At 65.7% G+C, this 1,077-nt stretch carries 1 protein-coding gene; it reads right to left on the bottom strand.

Annotated features, from left to right (window positions below):
- A partial coding sequence (locus FCN80_RS26080; protein ID WP_170975544.1) for an Ig-like domain-containing protein occupies positions 1–1,077 on the bottom strand: 1,077 nt, incomplete at both ends.

Below are 1,077 nucleotides of genomic sequence, written 5' to 3'. Positions count from 1 at the left end.
CTGGGCGTCGGTGACCAGCGCGCGCACCGCGTTGGCGGCAATGCCGTTGGCGGCGGCGTTATTGGCGGTGACCGTCAAATCGCCGTTGGCGATGCGCGCGGTATTGTCATCGGCGATAAACAAGGTATTCACTGTTTGGTTATTGCCGTTGGACAGGGTGGCGGTGACAGCGCTGACGCCGGCCACGGTGTTGGTTAAGGTGGCGGTGGCCACGCCGTCGGCGCCGGTGGTGCCGATAACGGTGGTGACCGTGGCGCCATTGGTGGCGGTGAACGTGACGGCTTGGCCGGCCAGGGGATTGCCGTTGGCGGCGGCGTTATTGGCGGTGACCGTCAGGTTGCCGCTGATAATCTGGGCTGTGCCGGCATCGGCGATAAAGACGGTGTCCACTGTCCGGCTATTATTGTTGGACAAGGTGGCGGTGACGGCGCTGACGCCGGCGGTGGTGTTGGTGAGCGTGGCGGTGGCCACGCCATCGGCGCCGGTGGTGCCGATAACGGTGGTGACCGTGGCGCCATTGGTGGCGGTGAACGTGACGGTTTGGCCGGCCAGGGGATTGCCCTGGGCATCGGTAACCAGCGCGCGCACCGCGTTGGCGGCGGTGCCGTTGGCCAGGGCGTTATTGGCGGTGACCGTCAGATTGCCGTCGGCGATCTGCGCGGTGCCGGTATCGGCGGTAAAGTTGGTGTCTACCGTTTTGTTGCTATTGTTGGACAGGGTGGCGGTCACGGCGCTGACGCCGGCGGTGGTGTTGGTCAGGGTGGCGGTGGCCACGCCGTCGGCGCCGGTGACGCCAATTACCGTGGTGATGATGGCGCCGTTGGTGGCGGTAAAGGTTACGCTCTGGCCGGCCAGCAGGTTGCCCTGGGCGTCGGTGACCACCGCGCGCACCGCGTTGGCGGCGATGCCGTTGGCAGCGGCGTTATTAACGGTGACCGTCAGATTGCCGTCGGCGATGTGCGCGGTGGCGGTATCGCCGATAAAGGTGGTGTCCACGGTTTGGCTGCTGCTATTGGATAGCGTGGCGGTGACGGCGCTGATACCCACCACGGTATTGGTGAGCGTGGCGGTGGCCAC

This window comes from Martelella alba, from assembly GCF_005217455.1.
In the GTDB taxonomy this organism is placed as follows: Bacteria; Pseudomonadota; Gammaproteobacteria; order Enterobacterales; family Enterobacteriaceae; genus Acerihabitans.
This window is presented reverse-complemented; position numbering and strand designations above follow the sequence as displayed.